At 71.8% G+C, this 17,292-nt stretch carries 10 protein-coding genes; 3 read left to right on the forward strand and 7 right to left on the reverse strand.

Annotated features, from left to right (window positions below):
* Positions 1–135 precede the first annotated feature (135 nt).
* Complete coding sequence (locus tag AC0682_RS10125; RefSeq protein WP_478532105.1) at positions 136–633, reverse strand: hypothetical protein; 498 nt, start codon at positions 631–633, stop codon at positions 136–138.
* A 193-nt stretch (positions 634–826) separates the two neighbouring features.
* Between AC0682_RS10125 and AC0682_RS10130 the strand changes: the two genes are divergently transcribed.
* From AC0682_RS10130 to AC0682_RS10140, 3 genes are read left to right on the forward strand one after another with little or no spacing between them, the layout of a single operon-like run.
* A complete protein-coding gene (locus AC0682_RS10130; protein WP_478532106.1) occupies positions 827–1,732 on the forward strand; it encodes a metal-dependent hydrolase in 906 nt (301 codons plus the stop codon).
* Between the two features lie 3 nt (positions 1,733–1,735).
* A complete protein-coding gene (locus tag AC0682_RS10135; protein ID WP_478532108.1) occupies positions 1,736–2,812 on the forward strand; it encodes a PDR/VanB family oxidoreductase in 1,077 nt (358 codons plus the stop codon).
* 35 nt (positions 2,813–2,847) lie between these two features.
* On the forward strand, positions 2,848–3,582 hold the full coding sequence (locus AC0682_RS10140; protein WP_478532109.1) for a TetR/AcrR family transcriptional regulator: 735 nt from the start codon (positions 2,848–2,850) through the stop codon (positions 3,580–3,582).
* A gap of 8 nt (positions 3,583–3,590) precedes the next feature.
* On the opposite strand, the gene AC0682_RS10145 is transcribed toward AC0682_RS10140, so the two are convergent.
* The 6 genes from AC0682_RS10145 to AC0682_RS10170 form a co-directional block, all read right to left on the reverse strand.
* A complete protein-coding gene (locus AC0682_RS10145) occupies positions 3,591–4,295 on the reverse strand; it encodes a DUF2470 domain-containing protein (RefSeq protein WP_478532110.1) in 705 nt (234 codons plus the stop codon).
* Positions 4,296–4,457: 162 nt separating this feature from the next.
* Positions 4,458–6,674 (reverse strand): ATP-binding protein, encoded by a 2,217-nt coding sequence (locus tag AC0682_RS10150; protein WP_478532112.1) that lies wholly within the window; start codon positions 6,672–6,674, stop codon positions 4,458–4,460.
* A 204-nt stretch (positions 6,675–6,878) separates the two neighbouring features.
* Positions 6,879–12,197: a pullulanase-type alpha-1,6-glucosidase gene (gene pulA, locus AC0682_RS10155; RefSeq protein WP_478532113.1), complete on the reverse strand. Its 5,319-nt coding sequence runs from the start codon at positions 12,195–12,197 to the stop codon at positions 6,879–6,881.
* A gap of 82 nt (positions 12,198–12,279) precedes the next feature.
* Positions 12,280–14,016, reverse strand: coding sequence for a carbohydrate-binding module family 20 domain-containing protein (locus AC0682_RS10160; RefSeq protein WP_478532115.1), 1,737 nt, complete (start codon positions 14,014–14,016; stop codon positions 12,280–12,282).
* A 445-nt stretch (positions 14,017–14,461) separates the two neighbouring features.
* Positions 14,462–15,523, reverse strand: a complete 1,062-nt coding sequence (locus tag AC0682_RS10165) for a LacI family DNA-binding transcriptional regulator (RefSeq protein ID WP_478532116.1) — start codon at positions 15,521–15,523, stop codon at positions 14,462–14,464.
* Positions 15,508–17,184 (reverse strand): glycoside hydrolase family 13 protein, encoded by a 1,677-nt coding sequence (locus tag AC0682_RS10170; protein WP_254812683.1) that lies wholly within the window; start codon positions 17,182–17,184, stop codon positions 15,508–15,510. The genes AC0682_RS10165 and AC0682_RS10170 overlap by 16 nt, the downstream gene beginning before the upstream one ends.
* Positions 17,185–17,292 lie beyond the last annotated feature (108 nt).

Consider the following 17,292-nt stretch of genomic DNA (forward strand, 5'->3'; position numbering starts at 1 on the left):
GTAGCCAGGCCCCTCCCCACCCCCCCCCCCCCCACCCCCCCCCCCCCCCCCCCCCCCCCCCCCCCCCCCCCCCCCCCCCCCGCTGCCGGGCGCCCGCCGACGCCCGGCAGCGCCCGTCCCCCTGAACCTGCGCGGTCAGCTCCCGTGGTGACCGGAGTGCTCCTCCTCGTTCCCCCCATCACCACTCTCCCCCGAGTGGTGCGGCGAGGCGGTCTCCACCGTCCCCCCGAGCCGGCCGCGCAGCGCCGCGACCACCTCCGCCTCACCGGCGGCGACCCAGCGGCGGCCGACGAGATACGACCCGCCGTAGTCCTTGGCCTCGTTGATCCACTCGCGCTGACCGCGGTCGGTGGCGAAGGTGGTCAGCACATAGCGCCCGGCCGACGTGGTGCAGTGGGCCTGACGCAGCTCATCGGCGTCGGTCTGCACCTTGGGCTCGCAGCCGGCCTTCCCGGCCAGCTGCTCCAGCGTTCCCGTCGCGGTCGGCGGTGCCGAGGAAGGGTCCTTCCCGGCACCGCCGGCCGCTTCCTGCTCACCGTCCGCACTGCACCCGGTCAGGAGCAGCAGCGCTGCCAGGAGGGTGCCCGCGGCCCGGGGGCCGACTCCGCATCGCCGTTCCGGTTCTGTCGCCATCGGCCCATCCTGCACCCAAAAGCGGTCTCAGGTACGGGCGATGCCCAGGCTCGCGACACAGGACGTCCGCGCCCCGGGCCCTGACCACGACGGCCCGGAACCACGACCACCACGGTCCGGGGCTCCCCCACCGGCTCCGGGAAATCCGTGCACGCCTCTGGTCCCCCGAGGTACCCGTCAGTACATTGACACCATGTCTAACACGCAGCCAGCGGCGGTCGCGTCGGAACGGACGGCGCTCAAGGCCCGGAAGGTCTCCTTCGCCTGGGAGAAGACCCCCCTGCACTGGGTGCCGGGCGACCCGTTCACCACGCACACCATCAACGTGCTCCATCTGCTGCTCCCGGCGGGGGAACGCTGGTTCATCCATGTCTACCGGCAGGTCCTGCCCTTCATCCATGACGAGCAACTCCGCGAGGACGTCATCGGGTTCATCGGACAGGAGGCCGTGCACTCACAGGCGCACGACGATGTGCTGCCGCATCTGCGGGAGCTGGGGCTCGACCCGACCCCGTACACCGCGCAGGTCGACTGGCTCTTCGAGAAGCTGCTGGGGGACCGGACTCTGCCGCCGGGGCGGCCCTCGCAGTGGTGGCTGATGGAGCGGGTGGCGATGATCGCGGCCATCGAGCACTACACGGCCTTCCTCGGGGACTGGGTCCTCAACGCCGAGGCGCTGGACCGCAAGGGCGCCGACCCGACCATGCTGGACCTGCTGCGCTGGCACGGGGCGGAGGAGGTGGAGCACCGGTCGGTGGCGTTCGAGGTGTTCATGCACGTCGACGGCGGCTACCGCAGGCGGGTGCGGACCTGGGCGGCGGCCTTCTCGGCGCTGGTCTTCCTCTGGCAGCGCGGGACCCGGTTCTTCATGGAGAACGACCCGAGCCTGCTGGACGGCAAGGCCACCTTCAAGGCGTTCCACACCCGCGGGAAGGAAGGGACGCTGCCCAGCACGGGCGCGATCCTGCGGTCCGTGCCCAGCTACCTGAGCCGGTCCTATCACCCCTCCCAGGAGGGCAGTACGGCCCAGGCCGTCGCCTACCTCGCCCAATCGCCCGCGGCGCTCGCCGCCGAGGCCCGTACGACGGGAGCACCCTGACCCATGGCCCTGCCCCGCCTGCGCACCGTCGCCGTCGTCGCCGGTGCCGCCCTGCTCACCCGGCGGGCGCTGCGCCGCCGGATCGCCCGGTCACCGCTCTGGCCGATGCCCGCGCTGCCCGAGCCGGTATCCGGGCATTCCCGGCGGCGGGCGACCGCCGCGCGGCGGCTGCGGATCGCCGAACGGACCACCGTCGCCGACGGGGTCGTACAACTGCGGCTGGAGGGCGCCGGGTTGCCGCGTTGGCAGCCCGGGGCGCATCTGGACCTGGTGCTGCCCTCCGGGCTGGTGCGGCAGTACTCGCTCTGCGGTGATCCGGACGACCCGGGTACGTACACGGTGGCGACCCGGCTGGTGGCGGACGGGCGGGGCGGTTCGCGGGAGGTGCACGAGCAGCTCCGGGAGGGCACGGAGATCGAGGTGCGCGGGCCGCGCAACCGGTTCCCGCTGGTGGAGGCGGAGGCGTACGTCTTCGTCGCGGGCGGCATCGGGATCACCCCGATCCTGCCGATGCTGCGCTCGCTGGCCACGCGCGGGGCCGACTGGCGCCTGGTGTACGGGGGCCGGTCCCGGGGATCGATGCCGTTCCTGGAGGAGGTCGAGAAGCTCGGCACCGAGGACGGGCGGGTGACCGTGGTCGCGCAGGACGAGGCGGGGCATCCGGACGCCGCCGCCGTACTGGCGGACATCGTCCCGGGCACGGCCGTCTACTGCTGCGGCCCCGAACCTCTGATGGACGCAGTCGCCGCCGCGCTCCCCGGGGGGTGCGTCCTGCATCTGGAGCGGTTCTCCGCGACGAGTTCCGCCCCCGGGGACTCCGGCCCCTTCGAGGTGGAGCTGCACCGCACCGGGAGGACTGTGCGGGTGGCGGCCGGGCAGTCGGTGCTGGCGGCCGTCCGCCAGGAGCTGCCCCATGTCGCCTACTCCTGCGAGCAGGGCTTCTGCGGGACCTGCCAACAGCGTGTCCTGGAGGGCGAGATCGACCACCGCGACGAGCTGCTGACCGACGACGAACGCGAGGACTCCATGCTGATCTGCGTCTCGCGCTGCCGGGACGGACGGCTGGTGCTGGACCTGTAGGGGGCTTCGGCGCTCACCCCGGTTAGGCTGTCCGGATGACGACCGGGGTACGGCGCAGGATGGGCGTCGACGAGCGCAGGCGGCAACTGATCGGGGTCGCGCTGGACTTGTTCAGCCGACGCTCACCCGAGGATGTGTCGATCGACGAGATCGCCGCCGCCGCGGGCATCTCACGGCCGCTGGTCTACCACTACTTCCCGGGCAAGCAGAGCCTGTACGAGGCTGCGTTGCGGCGGGCGGCCGACGAGCTGGCCGCCCGTTTCCTGGAGCCGCCCGAAGGGCCCCTGGGAGCACGGCTGTTGCGGGTGATGGGCCGGTTCTTCGACTTCGTCGACGAGCACGGCCCGGGGTTCTCCGCGCTGATGCGCGGCGGTCCGGCGGCCGGCTCCTCGGCGGCCAACGCCCTGATCGACGGGGTGCGGCAGGCCGCGTACGAGCAGATCCTCACCCATCTGGGAGTGGAAGAGCCGCCCGCGCGGCTGGAGTTGGTGGTCCGCTCCTGGGTCTCGCTGGCCGAGTCGACCGCGCTGATCTGGCTGGACGGGCGGCGCATCCCGCGCGCGGAGCTGGAGTTGCAGCTCGTGCACGACTTCGCGGCGCTGGCCGCCGTCAGCGCCGCCTACGACCAGGAGATGGCGGGCATCACACTGCGGGCGCTCGCCCAGGAGCCGGCGGAGGGTCCGTTCGGGGATCTGCTGGCCCGGCTCTCCGCGCTCGCCCCCGCCACAGGGGCCGTCCCGGAACAGCGGCTGCCGCACACAGCGGACTGACGGACCCGTCAGGCGGGCAGCCCGTTGCGGTGCGAGACGCGGCGGGCGGCGGCCAGGAGGGCGTGGACCTGCGGGCCCGCCTGGCCGGTCTCGCTGACGGGCTTGGGGAACGGCAGCCGTACGTCGCGGTGGCCGCGCGGGTACTCCAGGCGCAGGGTCACTCCGTACCGGTCCAGGGCCAGCGGCAGGGCTCGCACCATGTCCCGCTCCGGGACGGGGCGGACGAGGCGCAGCAGCAGGGGTACCAACTCCCTGTGGTCGTCGAACAGGTGGGTCAGCATGCCCGCCTCGCACGCGGCGACCGGGTCCGCCTCCGCCCGCTCCAACTCCTCCAGCGTGACGAACGTGCGGCCCTCGGCGTCCTCCAGGACCGCCTGACCGAACTCCATGCAGGTGGAGTCCCCGGCGTCCGTGCTGTACGGCGATGCCAGCAGCCCGGTCACCGTGACCCGGGCGCGCAGCCGGTCGCGTACGGGGGTGGGGGCGATGTCCGTGAACTCCAGGCGGGCCGGGACCCGCTCACCGGCCGGGACGTGGCCGCCCTCGGTGGGGGCGTGCAGGTGGATGTGGCCCATCGCCCCCGTGCCGTCCAGGCGGCGGACCTCGGTGTGCACGCCGTCGCTCACCACCGTCATCGAGTGGGCGACGACGAGGATCGACCGGACGCGCTCGGCGCGGGTCGGCTGCGTGGCACGGGCGCTGAAAGGACGCATCCGATGTCTCCAGAGGCGATCAGGAAACCCAAGCGGTTACTTAGGTATGCCTAACCTAACTCACGATGCACGGGTCGGGGTAGTCCGCCGTCAGAATCCCTCCTTCCGCTTCACACCTCCGGACGCACGCCCCCGGTCACGGCGGAAGACCGCCCGGAGCCTTCACAGCTGAAGCTCGCTGCGGAGCGCGGCGGCGAGACCGACCTCCGCGTTGTCCGCCTGCCCGCGCTCGAAGGCACGCCGGTACGCCTCGTCGCCCACCGCCGCCCGGGCCTGGAGCTCGCAGGTCTCGCGGATCGCGCCCAGCTCCGGGGTGCCGCGCTGCGGGTGGCCGACCATCCGCCAGTAGGCATGGCCGGTGCCGTACACCCTGGCCGCCTGGGCCCCCGCTCCCTGGGCGGCGATGGCGGCGGCCAGGATGTCCAGGCCCAGCGCGATGCCGAAGCTGTCGCGGAGCCGGTGCTTGCCCGCGAGCATGGCCCGGGCGTGCGTGGCCGAGTCCTCCGGGCGCCCCTGGAGGAGGGCGATCAGGGCGAGCTGGTAGTCGGCGTAGGAGCGGGTCCAGTACTCCCCGCCCCGCTCGCAGGAGCGACGCAGCGCGGTGGCGGCGCGCAGGGACTCGGTGAGTCGACCCAGCGCGGTGAGCGCGAAGACGGTGATGAGGCGGCAGCGCAGCCGGTGGGCGGAGTCTCCGCGCCCTTCGGGCTCCCCCGGCTCCCCCGGCTCCCCCGCCCCTCCGGGCACCCCGGGCGCCCCCGGTTCTCCGGACGGGCCCGGCCCGCCGGAGACCCCCTCCCCCGGTGACATCTCCGGGCGCTCCTCCCCCGCCCTCCCCGGCTCCGTCATCCGTAGCACCCGCTCCGCCGCCTCCAGCGCCGCCGCCGGCTCCCCGGTCATCAGCCGGGTGAGGCCCGAGAGGTAGGTGGCGCCGAGCATGCCCTCGTCGTCCCGGTCGTGGAGCGCGATGGCCGTGCAGAGCGCCCCGTACTTCTCGGCGGTGGCGAAGTCCCCCTGGAGCAGCGCCGCGACACCGAGCACCCACTGCAGCCGGGTGCGGTGCGAGCCCTCCACCGGGCCCGCCTCCAGGGCCCGCTGGGCGTAGCCGCGCGCCTCCGACAGATGGCCGCAGCAGGCCCAGAAGAAGCCGACCCGGCCCGCCATCTCCTGGGCCGCCGCCACATCGCGGGCGAGCAGGTGGTCCAGCGCGGCGCACAGGTCCAGACGGGTGTCGGAGATCCTGTGGTACCAGGAGATCTGGTCCGGTCCGGTCCACCCGTCGTGGGCGCGGCGGGCGAGGCCGAGGAAGCTTCTCGCGTGCCGGTCGGCGGCGGCCCCCTCCTCACCCAGCTCGATGAGCCACATGCGGCCGTACTCGCGCAGGGTGTCGAGCATCCGGTAGCGGGCGCCGTCGCGCTGGACGACGGACTGGGCGACGAGCCCCTGGAGCGCCCGGTCCACCGCGTCCGGGGTGAGCGGCCCCCCGGTGCAGACCTCGCGGGCGGTCTCCTCGTCGAAATCCGTACGGAGCACGGTCAGCCGGGCCCACAGGAGGCGTTCCAGCGGGGTGCACAGCTCGTGGCTCCAGCCGATCGTGGTGCGCAGGGTGCGGTGGCGGCGGGGCCAGAGGGAGTCGTCGGCGAGGAGGTCGAGCCGGGAGGCGGTGAGTTCATCGGCGTCGGGCGGGGCGTCGAAGCGGGTGCCGATCCGGGTGGCGAGCTGGGCCACGGTGTGGCGGCCGATGCCCGCGGCAGCCAGTTCGATGGCGAGCGGGATGCCTTCGAGGCGGCGGCAGATGTCCGCGGCGGCCGCCCGGTCCCCCGGCGCCTCCAGGTCCGCGTGCGGGTCGGCGGCGCGCAGCCGGTCCTCGAAGAGCCGGAGCGCGTCGGGGGCGCCGTCGACCGGGAGCGGCTGGACGCGGACGACGTACTCGCCCCGGGTGGCGAGCGGCTGCCTGCTGGTGACCAGGACGGTCAGGCCGGGCGAGGTGGTGATCAGCTCGGCCAGCAGATGCGAGCAGGGGCCGCGGAGGTGTTCGGCGGAGTCGAGGACGAGCAGGAGGCGTTTGTCGCTGAGCCATTCGCAGAGCGCCTCGACGGGCATCCGCAGGGTGTGGTCGGCGAGCCCGACCGCGTCCGAGACGGTGGGGAGCAGCAGGGCGTCGTCGTAGAGCGGGGAGAGGTCGGCCCACCAGGCGCCGTCGGGGTAGCGGTCGGCGGCGGCGCGGGCGGCCCGGACGGCGAGCCGGGTCTTGCCGACGCCGCCGGGGCCGATCAGGGTGGTCATCCGCCGCGCGGCCAACGCGGTTCCCAGCCGGGCCAGTTCGGCCCGCCTCCCGACGAAGCTGCTCGTCTCGTCGGGAAGGAATCCCACCTGGGTCATCGTCACACCGTCCGGCACGCTGGGGCAGAGGGCGCCGGTGGGGCCGACCGCCCCGGGGCGGGGCTCCTGCCGCAGAACCGGGCCGGTCCCGCCTCCCCGCGACGAGTGAAGTCTCGACGGGGAAAACGGGACCGGCCGGGTGGACCAGGACGGCTGTCGCGGCTCCTTCGCCGACGTCTGCCGTCACCGTAGTGCCGGTGGGAGTCAGCGAAGGACGAAGACCGCCGCCGTACGTCCCGGGACGGTGAAACTGGCCGATTTCCCCTCGTATGTGGCTCGTTTGACCGTAAGATCCGCCCCCTTGGCCTGGACCGGGTGCAGGGCGTACGTCTTCCCCTCCGGGGCGGCGAGCTTCTGCGTCGCCGACTCCGGGGTGGCGTTGAGGACCACGGCGAGCCTGCCCAGGCGCATGGTGATCACGCCGGGGGTCTCGTCCGGTCCGGAGAGCGGGAAGGACAGGGCGGCCTGCACCTGGGCGGTGGTGGCGAGGGAGAACTCCTTCTCGGTGGTACGGATGGTGAGCAGGTCGCGGTAGGCGGCCGAAGCTCCGTCGATCTGGGCGCAGTCGGGCGCGATCGTGGCGGAGGCCGTCAGCAGCGGCTTGGCGTACGACCACTTGTCCGCGTTGTCGGCGGCGGGCGGCAGCCCCCGGCCGAAGCCGTTGCCGTCACGGCAGTCCCAGTGCAGGGCGTTGAACCAGTCGCCGCTGTCGTAGGAGTTGCGGTCCAGCGACTTGGAGCGCAGCCGGTCGGTGCCCGCCTGGGAGAGCGAGGGCCCCTGGGAGAGGACGGAGGCGGCCATGGCGACCACATGGGCCCGGGCCCGCTCGGCGGCGGACGTCCCCGTCGGGAGCTTGAAGGCGAGGGTGTCGAAGAGCGTCTCGTTGTCGTGGGCGTCCGAGTAGGCGAGCGCTTCGCCGGGGGCGGCCGCGTAGCCCGCGGGCGACCCGTTGTAGTCGACGTCCGAGCCCTTGACCGTACGGCCGGAGGTGTCGGTGAAGGTGTAGTCGGCCAGGTTGCCGGAGAGGCCGACCTTGATCAGGTCCTGGTAGTGCAGCAACCGGGCCTTCTGCTCGGTGCGGGTGCCGTTGGCGGGTGAGGAGTTGGGGTCGGTGTAGAGGCCGGAGGCGAAGCCCTGGACGCCGGGGTCCTCGTCGAAGGGGCCGCCGCCGCGCACCGCGTCACGGGCCCGGTCGGAGAAGGTGGCGATGCCGGTGCCGGCCATGTTCTTCTGGGTGGCCTGGACGAAACGGGCGTCATCGGCGATCTCCCCGAAGTTCCACCCCTCCCCGTACAGGATGATCTTCTTCCCGTCAACGCCGTCCTTGGCGGGCGTGAGGGAGTCGAGCGCCCTGCGGACCGCGAGGATGTTCTCCTTGGGGTGGTGGCCCATCAGGTCGAAGCGGAAGCCGTCGACCTTGTACTCCTTGGCCCAGGTGACGACCGAGTCCACGACGAGCTTGCCCATCATGGTGTTCTCGGGTGCGGTGTTGGCGCAGCAGGTGGAGGTGGCGACGGTGCCGTCCTCCAGGAGCCGCTGGTAGTAGCCGGGCACGATGCGGTCGAGCACGGACTTGTCGTCCTGGCCGGAGGCGACGGTGTGGTTGTAGACGACATCCATGACCGTGCGCAGTCCGGCCCGGTTGAGGCCCTGGACCATCTGCCGGAACTCGACCGTGCGCGTGGTGCCGTCGGGGTCGGAGGCGTAGGAACCTTCGGGAACGGTGTAGTGGAACGGGTCGTAGCCCCAGTTGAAGCCGTCCTTGGCCGCGGCCTTGCCCACACAGGCCTGCTGCTCCTGAGAGTCGGGGGCGTAGACGTGGAGGTCGCAGGCGGGCACGGCCTGGTCCTTCTTCTTCTCGGGGATGGTCCCGATGTCGAAGACGGGCAGCAGGTGGACGTAGTTGGTGCCGGCGTCCGCGAGCTTCTTCAGGTGCCGCATGCCCTGGGAGCGGGTGTCGGTGAAGGCCCGGTACTCACCGGGGTGCTGGGCGGTGCGGTCGGTGATGGAGAAGTCCCGGACGTGCAACTCCTGGATCTGGGCGTCCCGCAGCGGGGCGGCGGCGGGCTTCTTCAACCCGGCCCAGCCGCTCGGCGCCAGCTTCGGGTCGGTGAGGTCGACGACGAGGCTGCGGGCGGAGTCGGCGGTCAGGGCGGTGGAGTAGGGGTCGGTGACCTTGTTGGTGACCACCTTCTGGACGGTGGGTGCCCAGACGGTGACCACGTACCGGTAGGGCTTGCCCCGCCAGTCCCTCTTTCCGGTGACCGACCAGACGCCGGTGCTCTCGTCGCGCTTCATCGGGTGCGTACGGCCGTCGAGTTCGAGGGCCACGGTCTCGGCGGTCGGTGCCCACACGGAGAGCGTCGGCACCGACTTCCGGAAGACCGGGCCGAGTTCGGCGCCGGCCGCGTGCTTCCCGTACAGGTCGTCGAGAACTCCGGCCGTCTGTACGCCGGTCGCGGCGAGGAGAGCACCGTTCGCGGCGCGCTGGGTGGCGATGAGCTGACCGCGCAGGGACTCACGGACACGGTCGCGGTCACGCGGGTCGATGCTGAAGGCCGGATACTCCTTCAGATGCGGGAACTTCGCCTTCTGGGCGTCGCTCAGCGCGGCCTGGTCCAGACGCAGCCACCGGCCCTCGTCGGAGAGCGCCCCGTCGACGACGGAGATGCCGCCCTTCTTCGCGTACACGAGCTGCTGGCTGGTGGCGTCGGTCGCCTTCACCTTCCAGACGACGGTGTCCGCGTCGATCCACTGGGCCTCGGCCCTGGTGAGGTCGGGGGCCGCGGCGCCTGCGAGCTGCGGGAGGAGGTAGCCCGGCCTGCCGCCGATCAGCCAGACTTCGTGGCCGTAGGTGGCAAGGTCGAGGGACTGGTCGCTGGGGAGGTCCTTCTCGTCGCCCTTGTGCAGGATGTAACTGAGCGAGCTGGCCCCGTCGGTGAGCGGCACCTCGAAGGTGACCCCGTAGGTGTCCTTCTTCACCGGCATCAGCGGCTTGGCCCAGTCGGTGGGCTCCTTGGCGCCGGTCCAGGTGTGCAGACCCCAGCCGTCGTAGTCGCCGTCGGCGCGGTGGTAGTTGAGGACCGCCTTCATGGTGTCCTGCGGCGGGCTCCCGGGGGCTTCGACCGCCTGCCCGTCCTTGCCCTGCTCGATCCAGACCTGCCCGGTGACGGAGAGGTCGACGGTCCGCTGCGGGCCGTCCGCCGTGCCGTTCCTCTCGACGGTGTACGGGACGGAGTCCGTGCCCTTCTCCAGGTCGAGCCAGGCGAACGCGCCGTACGCGCTCCGCCCGATGAACTCGGCGGTCTTCTCACCGGACTTCAGCTGCCAGCCGTCGTAGTCGCCGTCGGGGCGCTGGTAGTGGACGACGGCCCGGTCCCGCTCCACGGCGACGGGCTTCGGCTTCGGCGGGGTCTGCCCGGCGGTGGTGGCGGCGAGGGCGCTGGAGGTGCGGCCCAGCCGGTCGACGACAACGGCCTTGTAGCGCAGGGGCGTTCCGGCCGTGACGGTCTCGTCGAGATACTGCGTGACCCGGTACGGGGCGTGGTCGGCCGAACCGAGCGTCTGCCACTTCCCGCTGCCCACCTGGGCGGCGAAGACGACCCGGTTGAGCTGCCCGCCGTCCACGTCGGCGTCGATCTCGACGGTGCCGGTGGCACCGGCGGCCGGGGCCTTCAGGGTGATCGAGGGCCTGGTGGCGGGGGCGCCGACCGGCTTCTGCGCGCGCAGCACGATGCTGGAGAGCGCGGGCACGGTGACGGTGACCTTCCGGTCCGTACCGCTGCGGACCGTGCCGGAACCGCCGTAGAGCGTACGGAAGTCCATCCCGGCCGACTCGGTGGCGAGCTGGACCGTCTTGGGGGTGGTCGCGTTGTTGGAGGCGACGAGGTATTCGTACGGCCGCTCCGTCTCGATGCGCGAGGTGGCGTACACGGACCCGTCCGCGTACCGCTCGCTCTGCACGCCGTCCCGCAGCGCCGGGTGCTCCTTGGTGAGCTTCGAGAGCCCGGCGATGGAGCGGTAGACGGGGTGGGTGGTGTCGTACGCGTCCGAGGCGTGGGTGCGGTCGGTGCCGATCTGGTCGTCGTCCAGGTAGTCGGCGGTCTTCGAGGCGAAGAGGGTCTGGCGGGAGTCCTTGTCGCCGCCCGCTCCGGTGAAGCCCTGCTCGTCGCCGTAGTAGATCACCGGGTTGCCGCGCCCGAGGAACATCAGCTCGTTGGCGAGGCGGGCCCGCTTCAGCAGCTCCGCGTCGTCGGCGTTCGGGTTGTCCTGCTTGAGGAAGGCCCCGATACGGCCCATGTCGTGGTTGCCGAGGAAGCTGACCTGCTCGTAGGCGTTGGCCTTGTCCGTGGTGTAGCGGTAGTCGTTGGCGTACACGGAGGAGAGCCGGTCGGCCGGAGCGCCCTGGGAGGCGAACTGCCGGGCGGCCTCCTGGAAGGGGAAGTCCAACGTCGAGTCGAGGCGGCCCCGGGTGACGTACGGCGAGGTGATCGCCGGGTCGGCGGAGTAGACCTCACCGAACATGAAGAAGTTCTTCCGGCCCTGCTTGGCCGCGTACGCGTCGAGCGCGGTGGCCCACTGGGTCCAGAAGTCCAGGTCGACGTGTTTGACGGTGTCGATGCGGAACCCGTCGATACGGAAGTCGCGGACCCACTTCTCGTAGATCTCCTGCATGCCCTTCACGACCTCGGGACGCTCGGTCCACAGGTCGTCGAGGCCGAAGAAGTCGCCGTACTCGTTGGACTCGCCCGCCCAGGTCGAGTCGCCCCGGTTGTGGTACATGGTCGGGTCGTTGAGCCAGGACGGCACCTTCCTCTCCGCGCCGGGGGCCTGGACCGGGGTGTAGGGGAAGGAGTCCCGGTCGACCTTCTTCACGCCCTCCCGGTCGTCGAAGGGGCGGCCGTCCCGGTCGAGGTAGGGGAAGGCGCCCTTCGGCTTGTAGCCGTAGGCCTTCTCCGCGTAGTCGACGGTGTCGGCGGTGTGGTTGGTGATGACGTCGAAGAAGACCTTCATGCCCTTGGCGTGGGCCTTGTCGATCAGCTTCGTCAGGTCGGCGTTGGTGCCGAAGTGCGGGTCGACCTGGGTGAAGTCCGTGATCCAGTAGCCGTGGTAGCCGGCCGAGGCGTCCTTGCCGGTGCCCTGGACCGGGCGGTTCTTGAAGATCGGGGCGAGCCAGATCGCGGTGGTGCCGAGACCCTTGATGTAGTCCAGCTTCTGGGTCAGGCCCTTGAGGTCGCCGCCCTGGTAGAACCCCTTGTCGGTGGGGTCGAAGCCGTGCTCCAGGCGCGAGCCCTTCAGCCCGCCGCGGTCGTTGGCGGTGGATCCGTTGGCGAACCGGTCCGGCAGCACGAAGTAGAACTGCTCGCGCGTGAGGTCGTGCCGGGCCGCCTCCTTCGCCAGCCTCGCGTCGGAGGGCGGGGCGGGCGGTCGGGGCGTTGCGGCGGCGGTGGCCGCCGGGACGACGGGCAGCAGCGCCACGCAGAGCGCGGCGATCACCCCTCGCCTGAGAGTGGTTCTGGACACGAGAGGGTTGCTCCTCGGCTGGTGTTCAGGAGGGTTGGCAGTGGGCCGGAGGCAGCGCCTCCGGCCCACTGGGGCATACGGGTCAGCTACGCCACACGTCGGCGGTGAGCGTGACCTTTCCGGAGGACGGGACGGTGGCGGTGCGGTTGGCACCGCTCTCCCAGGTGACGTTGCCGGCGGCGTCCTTGCGGACGTACTTGTACGCGAACGTGGTCCCGGCGGGCAGGTTCACCTCCAGCTTCCAGACGGGGTACGCGGCCGGGTCGAGCTTCGGCGCACTGGCCGGGTTCCAGTTGCCGAGGGCCGCCTGGTCGCCGGTGACGTGGATGTTCTGGCCGAGCTGGGTGGTGGCGTGGACGCCGAAGGAGGCACCGGAGGAGCCGTTGCCCGGGCCCGGGTCGGGGGTGGAGCCACCGCCCCCGGAACACGTACGGGCGCCTGTGTGCAGGGCGACGGCGGTCCCGGCGCCCAGGGTGGCGGTGAACTGGCCGGAGCCGTTCACCGTGACGCCCTTGCCGGACTGCACGTCGCAGTAGTCACCGGCGGGCAGCGAGGTCTGGAAGGTCCGGGTCAGCGAGGAGCCCTCGTGGTTGATGGCCACGTACGCCTTGTTCCCCCGGCCGAAGGCGATCTGGTCGCCCCCGTTGTCCCACCAGTCGGTGACGGCCTGGCCGCGCGCCGCGTTGCGGAAGCCGACCATGGAGGAGATCTCGCGCCAGTCGTGCTGGCACTTCCAGCCGTCGCTGTAGCAGGCGTTCACCTGGCCGCCGTTCGGCGGTCCGGCGTCGTGGTTGCTGAACTCGTAGCCGGAGTGGACGTCCGGGGAGCCGTAGGGCCAGGCCAGCATGAAGACGTTGGCCAGGGTGTAGACGGAGCCGTGTCTGTAGTTGAGGGTGTCGCCCTCGCGCTCGGTGTCGTGGTTGTCGACGAAGACGCCGGACTTCCCGGACTCCATGAAGCCCCAGGCCTCGCCGAAGTTCTTCAGGTGGGCCAGGTCCTCGTTGAGGAAGACCTGCTTCAGGCTCCGCCCGTAACGGAACTCCTGGACGTCTCCGCTGCCCAGGTACTCCGAGGGCGAGACGGCCTCACCGGCTCCGTGGATCGCCTCGTGCTTCCAGTAGGCGTTCGGGTTGGTGAGCCGGGACTTGATGTCGGCGAGGTCGGCGGCGGGCATGTGCTTGGCCGCGTCGATGCGGAAGCCGTCGACGCCGAGAGAGAGCAGGTCGTTGAGGTAGCCGGCGATCCTGCCGCGGACGTGCTCCTCGCCGGTGTCCAGGTCCGCGAGGCCGAGCAGTTCGCAGTTCTGGACGTTCGCCCGGTCCCGGTAGTCGGTGATCTCCGCCCGGCAGTCGTCCATGTCGTTGCCGGAGTACAGGCCCGGGTAGTTGTACTTGGTGTACGACGATCCGCCGGTGCCGGTGCCGTTGCCTGCCGCCATGTGGTTGATCACGGAGTCCACCACGACCTTCACCCCGGCCGCGTGACACGTGTTGACCATGGCCGAGAAGGCGGCCCGGTCGCCGAGGCGTCCGGCGATCCTGTAGCTGACGGGTTGGTAGGACGTCCACCACTGGCTGCCCTGGATGTGCTCCTGGGGCGGCGAGACCTGGACGTAGCCGTAGCCTGCCGGACCCAGGGAGTCCGTGCAGGCCTTGGCTATGGAGGCGAACTTCCACTCGAACAGCACGGCCGTGACGTCCTTGTCGCCCGGAGCGGCGGCCTGCGCGGGGGACGCGGTGCCGAATCCGGTGGGGATGACCAGGGCGGCAGCGGCGCCGGCCACGAGGGCGAGCGCGGCAGACAGGGGTCTGCGTGCCATGTCTTTCCTCCTGCGGGTGGGGGAAACGCGGGTGACGGTGCAGCCTCAGTCGGCAACGCGCCATGCCCTCAAGGCTCCTGAAGGTTCTTGCTGCAAGACTGCAAACCTTGCTGCGGACCAGACCGTACGAGGCCACCAGGCGCCGGTCAACCCTTTGGACATCCCCCGCTCACATCCACGAAACAAGCCATTTTTCTTCGAGTTTTCTTGCTGCAAGGTCTTTCGCAAGATATTGCGGGCCTGTTACGTTTCATCCGACTCCGGTCCGGTCGGCCGAGGGGTCTGGCGCGCCTCGCGGTGCCCCGCACTCCACGCGCCCGGCCGGCCGGGCCGGTCACGACAAGGAGAGGCACCCGGAGTCGCTGAAACTCCCCGCCGGCCCTCCCTGGGCCGACTCCTGGTGCCTCTCCTGAACGTGTCCCTCTTCTTGCCCACCCCGCGGTGGTCAGCTCTCCGTGCGGACCGCCGCCGTCGAGCCCCGTACCACCAGCTCCGGCTGGAAGACGTACTCGGTGCGCTGCACCGGGCTCCCGCCGATCTCCTCAAGCAGGGCCCCCACCGCCGCTGCCGCCATCGCCTGCACGGGCTGGCGCACGGTGGTCAGCGGCGGGTCGGTGAAGGCGATGAGCTGAGAGTCGTCGAAGCCGACGACCGAGACGTCACGCGGGACGTCGAGCCCTCTCCCCCGGGCGGCGCGCACGACGCCCAGGGCCATCAGGTCGCTGCCGCAGATGATTCCGGTGCACCCCGCGTCCAGCAGGGCGCCCGCCGCCACCTGGCCGCCCTCGACGCTGAACAGCGTGGAGCAGACGAGTTCTTCCGCCTCCGCCCGGCCCAGGGAGAGCAGAGAGATCGCCGCCTCCACGAACCCGTCCCTCTTGCGGCGCGAGGGGACGTACCGCTGCGGGCCGACGGCCAGGCCGATCCGGCGGTGGCCGAGGTCCGCGAGATGGCCGACGGCCATGCGGACGGCAGCGTTGTCATCGGGCGAGACGAACGGGGCGCTGATCCGCTCGTTGTAACCGTTGATCAGGACGAACGGCACTCCGCGCTCGGTGAGCGCGGCATACCGGGCCGGGTCGGCCGAGGTGTCGGCGTGCAGCCCGGAGAGGAAGACGATCCCGCCGACGCCGCGCTCCACGAGCTGCTCGACCAGCTCGTCCTCGGTCGCCCCGCCCGGGAGCTGGGTGCAGAGGACGGGTGTGTAGCCGTGCCCGGCCAGCACCTGTTCCACGGACTGGGCGAACGCCGGGAAGATCGGGTTGGTGAGTTCGGGTGTCACCAGGCCGATCAGTCCGGCGCTGCGCCGGCGCAGCCGCAGCGGCCGCTCGTAGCCCAGGATGTCGAGCGCCGCGAGCACCCGCTGACGCGTGGTGTCCGCGACGCCCTGCTTCCCGTTCAGGACCCGGCTGACCGTCGCCTCGCTCACCGCCGCCTGCCCGGCGATGTCGGAGAGCCGGGGCGCGGCGCCGGTCCTGGGTGCGGGCAGTGTCACACCGTCCACCACACCGTGGTGTCGGCGGGGAGCTGGGCCTCGGCGCCGTCGACGGTGACCGGGGAGCTGGCGAGCAGCACCCGGCCGCGGGCGGCGATGCGGACCGGGGCGCCGGTGGTGTTGACGGTGCAGACGAAGCCGGGGCGGGCGAGGACGAGGACGCCCTCGGGGCCGTCCAGCCACTCGACGTCGGTGCCCGCGCCGAGCCCCGGGTGCTCCCGGCGGGCGGCGATGGCGGCGCGGTACAGCTCCAGGGTGGAGCCCTCCACGCCGGTCTGCGCCTGCACGGACAGCTCGCCCCAGCCGGCGGGCTGCGGAAGCCAGCTGCCGCCCGCGCCGAACCCGTACGAGGTGCCCTCGCGGGTCCACGGGATCGGGACGCGGCAGCCGTCGCGGTAGCCGTCCTGGCCCTCGGCGCGGAAGAACGAGGGGTCCTGGCGGGCCTCGTCGGGCAGGTCGGTGACGTCGGGCAGGCCCAGCTCCTCGCCCTGGTAGACGTAGGCGGAGCCGGGCAGGGCGAGCATCAGGAGGGTGGCGGCGCGGGCCCGACGCAGGCCGAGTCCACGGTCGCCCGGGGTACGGATCTGGGTGCCGAGCCCCGGCGGGTTGGCGAACCGGGTGGCGTGCCGGGTGACGTCGTGGTTGGAGAGCACCCAGGTGGTGGGGGCGCCGACCGGGCGCATCGCCGCGAGCGAGACGTCGATGACCTCGCGGAGCTTTCCGGCCTCCCAGTCGGTGCCCAGGTACTGGAAGTTGAACGCCTGGTGCATCTCGTCGGGGCGCACGTAGTTGGCGGTGCGCTCGACCGTCGGGGTCCAGGCCTCCGCCACCATGATCCGGTCGCCGGGGTACTCGTCGAGGATGGTGCGCCAGCTGCGGTAGATCGCGTGGACGCCGTCCTGGTCGAAGAAGGGCATCACGTCGTTGCCGAGCAGCTTGAGCTGGTCGTGGGCGCCGAGGTCGGGCAGCCCCTCGGCCTTGACCAGGCCGTGGGCGACGTCGACCCGGAAGCCGTCGACGCCCATGTCGAGCCAGAAGCGCAGGATGGAGCGGAACTCGTCCGCGACGGCCGGGTGCTCCCAGTTGAAGTCGGGCTGCTCGGGGGCGAAGAGGTGGAGGTACCAGTCGCCGGGGGTGCCGTCCGGGTTGACCGTGCGGGTCCAGGCGGGGCCGCCGAAGATGGACTCCCAGTCGTTGGGCGGGAGTTCGCCGTTCGCGCCCTTGCCGGGGCGGAAGTGGTAGCGCTCGCGCAGGGCGGAGCCGGGGCCCTCGGCCAGGGCGCGCTTGAACCACTCGTGCTGGTCGGAGGAGTGGTTGGGGACCAGGTCGACGATGATGCGCAGGCCCAGGGCGTGCGCCTGGCGGATCAGTTCGTCGGCGTCCAGCAGGGTGCCGAACATGGGGTCGATGGCCCGGTAGTCCGCGACGTCGTACCCGGCGTCGGCCTGCGGGGAGGCGTAGAAGGGGGAGAGCCACACCGCGTCGACGCCGAGGTCCCGCAGGTAGGGCAGGCGGGCGGTGACTCCGGCGAGGTCGCCCATGCCGTCGCCGTTGCCGTCGGCGAAGCTCCGCGGATAGACCTGGTAGATCACCGCGTCCTGCCACCAGCCGGTGCGGTGGCCCGGGGCGTCGTCGGACGTGCCGGTGGAGGGGGCAGCGAGGTGCTGGGTCATGTCGTCCCTGGGGTGTCTGGGTGGGGAGCGGCGCCGGTGACCGGGTCGGGGTTTCCGGCGCCGCCGTGACGAATGCGGTGGTGCGTGCGGGTGGTGGCGTCCTGGCGG

The organism is Streptomyces sp. NPDC043746, assembly GCF_056436485.1.